General features: G+C 61.5%; 9 protein-coding genes. 4 read left to right on the top strand and 5 right to left on the bottom strand.

The annotated features are described in order from the left end of the window. Together EN749_RS38970 and EN749_RS23140 are read left to right on the top strand one after the other, a co-directional pair. The coding region (locus tag EN749_RS38970) for a hypothetical protein (protein WP_245491479.1) at positions 1-365 on the top strand (365 nt) is incomplete at its 5' end. Between the two features lie 224 nt (positions 366-589). After that, positions 590-934, top strand: coding sequence for a hypothetical protein (locus EN749_RS23140; RefSeq protein WP_128364051.1), 345 nt, complete (start codon positions 590-592; stop codon positions 932-934). A gap of 33 nt (positions 935-967) precedes the next feature. Here EN749_RS23140 and EN749_RS23135 read toward each other — a convergent pair whose 3' ends face one another. From EN749_RS23135 to EN749_RS23120, 4 genes are all read right to left on the bottom strand, one after another. Then, on the bottom strand, positions 968-2,587 hold the full coding sequence (locus tag EN749_RS23135; protein WP_128364050.1) for an ABC transporter ATP-binding protein: 1,620 nt from the start codon (positions 2,585-2,587) through the stop codon (positions 968-970). A 16-nt stretch (positions 2,588-2,603) separates the two neighbouring features. Further along, the gene (locus tag EN749_RS23130) at positions 2,604-3,725 is read right to left on the bottom strand and encodes an ABC transporter permease subunit (protein WP_128364049.1); all 1,122 of its coding nucleotides are present in this window, start codon (positions 3,723-3,725) and stop codon (positions 2,604-2,606) included. Continuing rightward, the gene (locus EN749_RS23125) at positions 3,718-4,641 is read right to left on the bottom strand and encodes an ABC transporter permease subunit (RefSeq protein WP_127322904.1); all 924 of its coding nucleotides are present in this window, start codon (positions 4,639-4,641) and stop codon (positions 3,718-3,720) included. The genes EN749_RS23130 and EN749_RS23125 overlap by 8 nt, the downstream gene beginning before the upstream one ends. Positions 4,642-4,805: 164 nt before the next feature. After that, entirely contained in the window at positions 4,806-6,398 is a 1,593-nt protein-coding gene (locus EN749_RS23120) for a peptide ABC transporter substrate-binding protein (RefSeq protein ID WP_128364048.1), read from the bottom strand. A 390-nt stretch (positions 6,399-6,788) separates the two neighbouring features. On the opposite strand from EN749_RS23120, the gene EN749_RS23115 reads away from it, so the two are divergent. Both EN749_RS23115 and EN749_RS23110 read left to right on the top strand, forming a co-directional pair. Then, the gene (locus EN749_RS23115; protein ID WP_127396103.1) at positions 6,789-7,223 is read left to right on the top strand and encodes a TadE/TadG family type IV pilus assembly protein; all 435 of its coding nucleotides are present in this window, start codon (positions 6,789-6,791) and stop codon (positions 7,221-7,223) included. Next, complete coding sequence (locus tag EN749_RS23110) at positions 7,224-9,005, top strand: TadG family pilus assembly protein (RefSeq protein WP_127396102.1); 1,782 nt, start codon at positions 7,224-7,226, stop codon at positions 9,003-9,005. 11 nt (positions 9,006-9,016) lie between these two features. On the opposite strand, the gene EN749_RS23105 is transcribed toward EN749_RS23110, so the two are convergent. Further along, a partial coding sequence (locus EN749_RS23105) for an alpha-glucosidase C-terminal domain-containing protein (RefSeq protein ID WP_128364047.1) occupies positions 9,017-9,558 on the bottom strand: 542 nt, incomplete at its 5' end.

Below are 9,558 nucleotides of genomic sequence, written 5' to 3'. Positions count from 1 at the left end.
CTCGCGTACAGATCGCCATCATCGGGCCTTACAATAACGAGGCGGGATCTCTTAGGGTTTCCGCTTTGGGATCGTTACTTGGCGCTGCCGCCGGCGTGTTGGCCTGCCTGAGCGCCGTTGCGGCCTATGGCACCAATCCTGTTGCTGCGAGCGTGTTGCCAACAGCGGTGGCGGGCGCGGTCTGTGGCAGCGTTGCCGGCGGTCTGTTTGGAACATTCGCCATGGCCGCCATGAAGGCGGATGATCAAGACGTTGCCGAGGGGGTGGTTCTGGTGATGGCGCATGTCGATGAAAATGACGCCGACATCGCTCAGACAGTGCTCGGCGGTTGCCCCCCGTCGACGTTCGTGGCCGAAGCAGCGTAGGAAAGGACCGCCCGACGTCGTCGGGACGGGCTCTCTGCGTTCACCAGTGATTGAACCCAACACGCGCCAGATAGCAATTCGAGTGGCAGAGAATGTTCCTGGCCGCCCGCAAAGGCTGGCCGGTAGCAGGTTTCTTCGCGGGCCGCATATTTTGACGAAAAGGTCCGTCGGCTTTAGGGTCGATGGACCTGATGGAGTCAGCGAAACGGCGGGCCGAGTGCGACATGAATTTGAATTCAACCACAGCCCCGCCCTTGATTCTTGTGATGACGCTGGTTCTCGTCGCTGGCTGTTCATCGCTCGGCAGAACCGTCGATGCAGCGAAATACGATTCGATGACGTGCACCGACCTCAACAGGGCCATGGGAGACGTCGCCCGTGACATCTCGCAAACGGCAATCACGCGCGGCAAGGTGGCCAACACCAATGTTCCACGCTGGCTGCTTGGCGGCTCACGCGTGAAGACGGCGGTAGCCAACCGTGAAACAGCCAGGATCGACCGGCTTAAGCAGCAACAGGATGCCATTGCCGCTGTGCGAGCACGCAAGTGCCCCAGGTCCGCGAATTGAGCGGACAGCCAATGCCTCGGTGCGGAGCCCGGTTCAGGCGCTCAGGCGAAATCGCGTCACGTCGATCGCCGCGGCCATCAGCGTCTGTGTGTAGGCGTGCCGCGGATCGCTGAAGATCGCCTCGGTCGGCCCTTCCTCGACGATCTTGCCCTGTTTCATGACGATGATGTAGTCGGCCATGGCGCGCACGACCGACAGATCGTGGCTGATGAAGAGATAGGACAATTCGTGGTCCGCCTGCAGCTTGCGCAGCAGTTCGACGATCTGTTTCTGCACAGAGCGATCGAGCGCCGAGGTCGGCTCATCCAATACCACCAGCCTGGGCTTCAGGATCATGGCGCGAGCAATGGCGATGCGCTGCCGCTGGCCGCCGGAGAATTCGTGCGGGTAGCGATTGCGTGCGTTGGGGTCGAGGCCGACCTCGCGCAAGGCGTCGACCGCGCGTTGATCACGCTGCTTGCCCGAAAGATCAGGCTCATGCACCAGAAGTCCTTCGGTGATGACCTGGCCGACGGTCATGCGCGGCGACAGCGAGCCGAACGGATCCTGGAAGACGAGCTGCATCTGGCGCCGCAGCGGCCGCATCGCCTGCCGGTCGGCTTGGGAAATGTCGCGATCGCCGAAACGGATAATCCCGTCGCTCGGCAACAGCCGCAGCAAGGCGCGGCCGAGCGTCGACTTGCCCGAGCCGGATTCACCAACGATGCCGATGGTCTGGTTTCGCTGCAGCCGGATCGAGATGTGATCGACGGCACGCAGCATCAGCGGTTCACCAGCAAGAAACCCGCCGCCAATCCTGAACGTCACTTCGACATTTCTACCTTCGAGCAGCACCGGAGCATTGGCGGGCGGCGGCGCCTTGCTGCCGGCCGGCTCGGCCGCCAGCAGCATTTTCGTGTAGGCATGCTGGGGATTGACGAAGATGGCCTCCGCCTCCCCCTCCTCGACAACCTCGCCCTGGCGCATGACATAGACCCGGTCGGCAAAGCGGCGGACGATGCCAAGATCGTGGGTGATGAAGACGATCGCCATGCCGAGCTTGCGCTGCAATTCGGCCAGAAGCATCAGGATCTGCGCCTGGATGGTCACGTCGAGCGCCGTCGTCGGCTCGTCGGCGATCAATATGTCAGGGTCGTTGGCGAGCGCCATCGCGATCATCACACGCTGGCGCTGGCCACCGGACATTTCATGCGGATAGGATTTCATCCGCCGCTCGGGATCGGGAATATGCACCAGCCGCAGCAGCTTGAGCGCCTCTTCCCGCGCCTCGGCGGCATTCAGGCCCCGGTGCCGGCGGATCGGCTCGATCAACTGGTTGCCGATCGAATAGAGCGGATCGAGCGAAGTCATCGGCTCCTGAAAGATCATGCTGATCTTGCGGCCACGAACCTGGTTGAGCTCGGATTTGCTGAGCGTCAGAAGATTGCGGCCGCGATAATCGACGCTGCCTGTCGCTTCGCCATTCGATGCCAGCAGGCTCATCGCCGCCATCATCGTCTGGCTTTTGCCGGACCCGGATTCGCCAACCACGGCAACGGTCTCACCCGCATTGACGTGGATGCTGATGCCCTTCACCGCCTCGACTGCGCCGTCGAGCGTGCGGAAGCGGACACGCAGATCCTTGACGCTGAGGATCGTTTCGGAAGCAGCCATCTTAGCGATCCCCATCTTATCGATCTCTCGGGTCCAGTGCGTCGCGCAGGCCGTCGCCGACGAAATTCAGCGCGAACAGCGTCGAGACGAGGAAGAAGGCGGGGAACAGGAGCAGCCAGTTGGCGGTGCCGATGTTCTTGGCGCCGACCGAGATCAGCACGCCCCAGCTGGTCATCGGCTCCTGCACGCCGAGGCCGAGAAACGACAGGAAGCTTTCCAGGATGATGACCTGAGGCACCAGCAGCGTCATGTAGATCACCACCGGGCCGAGCAGGTTGGGGATGACGTGGCGCAGCAGGATACCGCGCTGGCCGACGCCCATGGCTTCCGCCGCCTGGACATATTCCTGCCGGCGGATCGACAGCGCCTGGCCGCGCACGATGCGCGCCATGTCGAGCCACAGCACGGCGCCGACCGCCAGGAACATCAGCACAAAGTTGCGGCCGAAAAACACTACCAGCATGATGACGAAGAAGATGAAGGGCAAGGAATAGAGCACGTCGACGATGCGCATCATCACCTCGTCGACCTTGCCGCCGGCAAAGCCCGCAGCGGCCCCGTAGACCACGCCGATGACCACCGCCACGACACCCGCGAGCAGGCCGATGGCCAGCGATATGCGCCCGGCCATCAGCGTGCGCGACAACAGATCCCGGCCGGTGTTGTCGGTGCCGAACAGGAAATATTGCTGCTTGATCGAGGCGCTCATCGTCACTTCGAGACCGTCGGGCGACTTGCTCTCGATCTTGGTGCCGTCAAAGGCATCGGAACGGTCGAGATAACGGATGTTGCGATCGTCGATCGGCCTAGTCGACTTGACGGTGACGAAGACCTGGTTGCCTTCCTGCCGCCACTCCTTGATGTCGACCCGCATGCGCTTGATCGCTTCGGTGAGCGCCGTCTCGATCATGTCGGCCTTCGGATAGGCTGACAGGCTTGGCGGCATACGCACATAGTCGGCATAGATGGTGGTGTATTGATGTGGCACGAACCACGGCCCGACCACGCTGACGACACCGATCAGGGCAAGGTAGTACAGGCTGAACATGGCGGCGCGATTGGCCTTGAGCCGCGCCCAGGCATCCCCCCAGAGCGAACGGCCGATGACGGTGGGGGCTGTGGCTGCGATGTCAGTCATAGCGCACCCTCGGATCGACGACCGCGTACATGACGTCGACGATCAGGTTGAAGACAATGGTAAAGATGGCGATCACCACCACCGTTCCCATCACCAGCGTGTAGTCACGATTGAGCGCGGCATCGACGAAATAGCGGCCGACGCCTGGAATGGAGAAGATCGTCTCGACAATGACCGAGCCGGTCAGCAATGCCGCCGCCGCCGGACCGGTGAAGGAGACGATCGGCAGGATGGCACCGCGCAGCGCGTGCTTGACCACCACCGACCAATCGGACAGGCCGAGCGCGCGCGCCGTGCGGATGTGGTGGGACCGCAAGGATTCGATCATCGAGCCACGCATCAGCCGGGCGACGATGGCGATCTGCGGCAGAGCGAGCGTCAACACCGGACCGACCTTGTTGATGAAAGCGCCGTCGCCCCACCCACCGATCGGCAGCAGCCTCCAGGTCAGCCCGAACAGGAGTTGGATCACCGGCGCGATGACGAAGGTTGGGATGGTGCTGCCGGCCGTCGCCAGCGCGATCACCGTATAGTCGCCAAGCTTGTTCTGGTTAAGCGCCGCAATGGTGCCGAGCACACAACCGAGCAGCAGCGCCAGGACGAGCGCCGAGGCACCGAGCTGAACCGATATAGGCAGGCCCTTGGCGAAGAGTTCGGTGACGGTGAAGTCCGGCATGTTGTAGCTCGGGCCGAAATTGCCGCGCAGCAGATTGCCGAGATAATGGACGAATTGCAGCCAGAGCGGATCGTTGAGGCCGAACTGGGCTTCGAGATTGGCCCTGATCTCGGGGCTCAGCCCCCGCTCCTGGTTGAATGGGCCGCCCGGCGCGACGCGCATCAGGAAAAACGCCATGGTCACGATGACGAACAGCGTCGGGATGGCGGTCAGAAGCCGCCGTAATACGTATCGCAGCATCGGTGCCCCGCTTGACCCAGAGCAACGCGCGTCCAGTTGGACGGTTGCGCCCTAGCCTTCAAATCTTCGCACCGACATGCCGAAAATCGATTCCGGTTCCCGGGCCGATGCGATGGCAAACCAGCACCGCCGCGCATCGAGTTGCGCGGCGGCCCAGCTAAGGATCAGTCCTTGCTGATGAAGCGGGACGGATGGATGTCCATCACATTGTCGTCGAAGCCATGCAGCTTCGAGGAAACGATGTCGTGGAAGCTGTAGTAGAGAAGCGGAATGTTACCGACGTCATCGACAAGGATGCGCTCGGCCTCAGTGAGGTCCTTCATGCGCTCTTCCGGCTTGCCGCCGGCAGCCGCAGCCTTGTCCATGGCCGCTTCATATGCCGGGCTGACATAGCTCGAATAGTTGTTGCCGCTGGCCTTGCGGGTGATGCCGAGGAAGGTCTCCGGATCCTTGTAGTCGGCGATCCAGGCGGCACGCGCCACGTCGTAGTCGCCCTTCTGCTCGAGGAAGGAGTAGTGGGTCTTGGTGTCGGTGTTGACGAGCGAGACGTCGATGCCGAGCGGCTTCAACTGTTCCTGGATGGCGACGGCCGTGTTCTTGTGGTTTTCCGAAGTGTTGTAGCGGATCTCCATCTTCAATGGATGCTCGGGCGTATAGCCGTGTTTCTCGAGGGTCTTCTTGGCAGCGTCCTCGCGGTCGATCTGCGACATGTCGGCGTATTTGGCCATTGCCGGCGTGTAGCCCGCGATGCCCGGAGGCACCATCGAATAGCCAGGCAGCATCGAGTTCTGCCAGACCTTCTCAGCGAGGAAGTCGCGGTCGATCGCCATCGAGATGGCGTTGCGCAGTTCGACATTGTCCCAGGGCGCCTTGTCGGTCTTGACCGCATAATAATAGGTGCCGAGATAAGGTCCGACGCGGACCTGGTCGCCGAACTTGGTCTTGAGGTCAGCGAGCTGTTCGGTCGGCAGGTCGCCGTAGCTGTCGAGTTCGCCGGCCTCGAACCGCTTCATTGCCGATGAGCGGTCTTCGGTCGGGATATAGTTGACGACGTCCATCTTGACGGTCGCGGCGTCCCAGAATTTCGGATTCTTGACCAGCTTCATGTGGTCGTTGGGAATCCACTCGGCCAGCGTATAGGCGCCGTTCGAAACGAGATTACCCGCCTTGATCCAGTCGGCGCCGAGCTTTTCGATCGAAGCCTTGTTGACCGGATAGGTGGCTTGGTGGGTCAGCATCTCCAGGAAGTAAGGCGTCGGCGCCTTCAGCGTGACTTCGAGGGTATTTGCGTCAATCGCTTTGACACCCATATCTTCCGGCTTGCCCTTCTTGGTGTTGACGTCCTCCGCACCCTTCACCGGGTACAGCATCGAGGCGTATTCGGCAGCGGTGGCCGGATCTTCCAGCCGACGAAACGAATAGACGAAATCGTCCGCCGTCACCGGGCTGCCATCCGACCAGAAGCCATCCTTGCGCAGCTTGAAGGTGTAGACAGTGCCGTCGTCGGACACTGTCCAGCTTTCGGCCGCGCCCGGAATGAGGTTCGTCTTCTGGTCATGCATGACCAGGCCCTGGAACAAGTCGCGTATGATATCGGCTTCGTAGACTGTCGAGGTCTTGTGCGGATCGACCGTCTCCGCTTCGGCGGCGCTACCTCTGTTATAGACGGTCTCGGCGAAAGCCGGCGTGTAGAACGTGCCGGCGGCCAGCGCCATGGTCGTGGCGAGCACCGTCGCCTTCAGCATGTTTTTCAGCATGAAGTTCTCCCTGTCGGCGCTGCCGTTGGCGCGCCTAGTAAGTGTTGACGCCCTGGAGTCGATATCTGACCCCTTTGAGCGCGCCGCTGGTTCCCGTCCTGCGGCTCGTGCCCAGACACTAACGCGGAGAATTTTTATTTCAACAGACTCTCTGGGTCACCCAAAGTAAGGCGGACGAAAGCTATGGCGTGGCCACTGAAACACCAGCCGAAACCAGAAGCTTGACTTGGTTTCTTCACCTAGACGCCATTTTTCACCGCGAATCGGAGCCATGCCAGTTTGCCGGAATGTCTTAATGCGTTCTTAAGCAACCTGGGGTTACATTATGAGTACCTTCTATATGGTTCGAACTTCAGACGCGTGGCGGCTATGAGTAACAGAGAAAGTAAATTGCCCAAAATCCGTCAATTAACGCGGAAATTTCAAGAAGAACGGGGCACTTCTGCGGTCGAATTTGCCTTACTTTCACCGATTTTCATTCTCCTTCTACTCGGAATGGTTGCGTATGGTATATACTTCGGCGCCGCCAACTCGATCCAACAGATCGCAGCGGATGCCGCCCGCACGGCAATTGCCGGATTGAACCAGACCGAACGCCAGACGCTCGTAGCCAGCTTCGTCAGCAACAATGCCGGCGGATATCCTTTCGTGGATGTCAGCAAGTTGACCTACCAGGCCAACGACAGCACGGCTGATGGAAGCCAGTTCGTGGTTTCCATCCAGTACGACGCCCGCAACCTGCCGATCTGGAACCTTTTCCCGGGCATAGCCATGCCCGGGACCACGATCAAGCGTCAGTCAACGATCAGGGTCGGGGGCATTTGAATGCTGCTGCACGCGTGCAATGGGATCGGCCGCCTTGCCCGGTTGATGCTGAGTGACAGGAAAGCGAACTTCACTGTCATGGCGGCATTGAGCGCGCCGGTGGCGCTGGCGCTGGCCGCGGTGGCCATCGACGAAGCTTCGATCTACACCGAGCGCCGCGAAGCCCAGGCAATGGTGGATTTGGCGGCGATCACCGCCGCCTCGAACATGACCAAAGTCAACACAGCGGTTGTCACCACGCTGACCGACAACGGCATGCCAGGGGTTGTCGTTCAAAGCTCGGGACAGACGATCGAGCCGTCGGCCGGCAAAACCGTCGTGACGGTCACGCCCGGGCGATATGTGGCATCCGGTGCCAATGTGGGCCAGCGTTTCCAGGCCAGCGTAACACCCTACAATGCCGTCCGTGTCACCCTGAAGAAGATCCCGGCCCGCTATTTCGCGAGTTCGCTGATCCCCACCCCCGTCATCGGCACCCAAGCCATCGCCAGCATGACGCCGCAGGCGACGTTCTCGGTCGGATCGAGGCTCGCCAGCCTCGATGGCGGTATCCTCAACGCGCTTCTCGGCGGACTTCTCGGCAGCAACATCTCGCTCAGCGTCATGGACTACAACGCGCTGCTCTCCGCGGATGTGAGCGTGCTCTCCTTCGTCGACGGCCTTGCCACACAGTTGAACCTGACCGGCGTGTCGTATTCGGATGTGCTGGCATCAAAGGCGACCGTCGGCCAAATCGCCACGGCCATGGCCAATGTGCCGGGGCTTGGCAACACGGCCAAGTTCGCCCTGCAGACGATCGCTTCCAAGTCGACCAGTACGGTCCAGATCCCGCTCAGTCATCTGATCGATCTCGGCTCCGTCGGCAAGTTGGGCCTCGGTCAAAAGCCGGCCGGCCTTGGCGTCGATGCCAGCGCGATGGGCATGCTGACCGCCGCCGCCGGACTGGCAAACGGTTCGAAGCAGGTCGACGTCGCCCTCGGCGCCGCCATTCCGGGGGTGCTGTCGACCACGCTCGCCATCGCCATCGGCGAACCGCCGCAATCCTCGCCGTGGCTGGCGGTTGGAGAAGCCGGCACCGTGGTTCGCACCGCGCAAACGCGCATCAAGCTGCTGGTCACGGTCGGCGTCGGCAATCCAAACCTGGGCGGCGGTATCAGCCTGCTGTCAGTCAAGCTGCCGCTGAATGTCGAAGTGGCCTACGCCGAAGCAAAGCTGACCGACATCAGTTGCCCGACCGGCCCCGACAGCCTGAAGGTTACCATTGCCGCGAAGCCCGGCATCGCGGCGGTGAACCTTGCCGCCAGCGATGCCGATAACAGCCCCACCGCCTTCGCGGATTTCAGCAACCCGCAGTCGTTCTCCGACGCCAACATCGCGGATGTCAGCCTCAATCTGCTGCTGTTAAAAATCCCGCTAATACTGGTGAAGGGTTCGGCGGGTGCCGACATCACCAACGTCAGCCCGACCAACCTGGTCTTCAACAAAACCGAGATCGCCGCCAAAACCATCAAGACGACGCCAACACGGGACATTACCCAGACGCTGACAACGTCACTGGTCGACAAGTTGTCGCTTTCCGTCAATGCGCTTGGTATCCTCGGGCTTGACATAACGGCGTTGCTCGGCACCGTGAAGCCAGCTGTGACGACGCTTTTGAAAACCGTAACGGCACCAGTCGACACATTGCTTTACAACCTGCTCGATACGCTCGGCGTGCATCTCGGCGAGGCCGATGTCCGGGTCACCGGCGCGACATGCGGACGTGCCGTGCTGGTGCAGTAACGGTCCGGGTATCAGTCGAGCCTGCCAAAAAAGACTCCGAGCGCTGGCAGCAAAAGCTCGGTCGTGACGATCGCGGTGCCATCCAGCTGTACAACCGCTCCGATATTCCCCGGCAACGGCCAATTGGCCGGTCCTCCAGCGAAATTGAAGACACAGAGCAGTCTTTCACCGCCGCCCTCGCGAATGAAAGCGAGCACGTCACCCTCGGCGTCGAGAAAGCGGATCGAGCCTGATACCAGAGCCTCATGCTCCCCGCGCAAGGCCAGCGTGGTCCGATAGGACTTCAGCACCGAGGCCGTGTCGGCATTCTGGACGTCGACCGCGCGGGCGCGATGGCTGGCCGGTATCGGCAGCCACGGCCTGGCCGTGGAGAAGCCCGCATTGTCGGCGCCGGCCTCCCAGACCATCGGCGTGCGACACCCATCCCTGCCCTTGACGCCTGGCCAGAAGCGGATGCCGACGGGATCGCGCAGATCCTCATAGGCCAGTTCCGCCTCCTCCAGGCCCAGCTCCTCGCCCTCATAGAGGCAGATCGAGCCGCGCAGGCAGGACA

Source organism: Mesorhizobium sp. M7A.F.Ca.ET.027.02.1.1 (genome assembly GCF_004022985.1).
Lineage (GTDB): Bacteria > Pseudomonadota > Alphaproteobacteria > Rhizobiales > Rhizobiaceae > Mesorhizobium.
This window is presented reverse-complemented; position numbering and strand designations above follow the sequence as displayed.

Excerpts from the sequence above, each read along its gene's own strand:
- EN749_RS23140 (WP_128364051.1), top strand. The coding sequence starts at position 590 with ATGAATTTGAATTCAACCACAGCCCCGCCCTTGATTCTTGTGATGACG.
- EN749_RS23135 (WP_128364050.1), bottom strand. The coding sequence starts at position 2,587 with ATGGCTGCTTCCGAAACGATCCTCAGCGTCAAGGATCTGCGTGTCCGC.
- EN749_RS23130 (WP_128364049.1), bottom strand. The coding sequence starts at position 3,725 with ATGACTGACATCGCAGCCACAGCCCCCACCGTCATCGGCCGTTCGCTC.
- EN749_RS23125 (WP_127322904.1), bottom strand. The coding sequence starts at position 4,641 with ATGCTGCGATACGTATTACGGCGGCTTCTGACCGCCATCCCGACGCTG.
- EN749_RS23120 (WP_128364048.1), bottom strand. The coding sequence starts at position 6,398 with ATGCTGAAAAACATGCTGAAGGCGACGGTGCTCGCCACGACCATGGCG.
- EN749_RS23110 (WP_127396102.1), top strand. The coding sequence starts at position 7,224 with ATGCTGCTGCACGCGTGCAATGGGATCGGCCGCCTTGCCCGGTTGATG.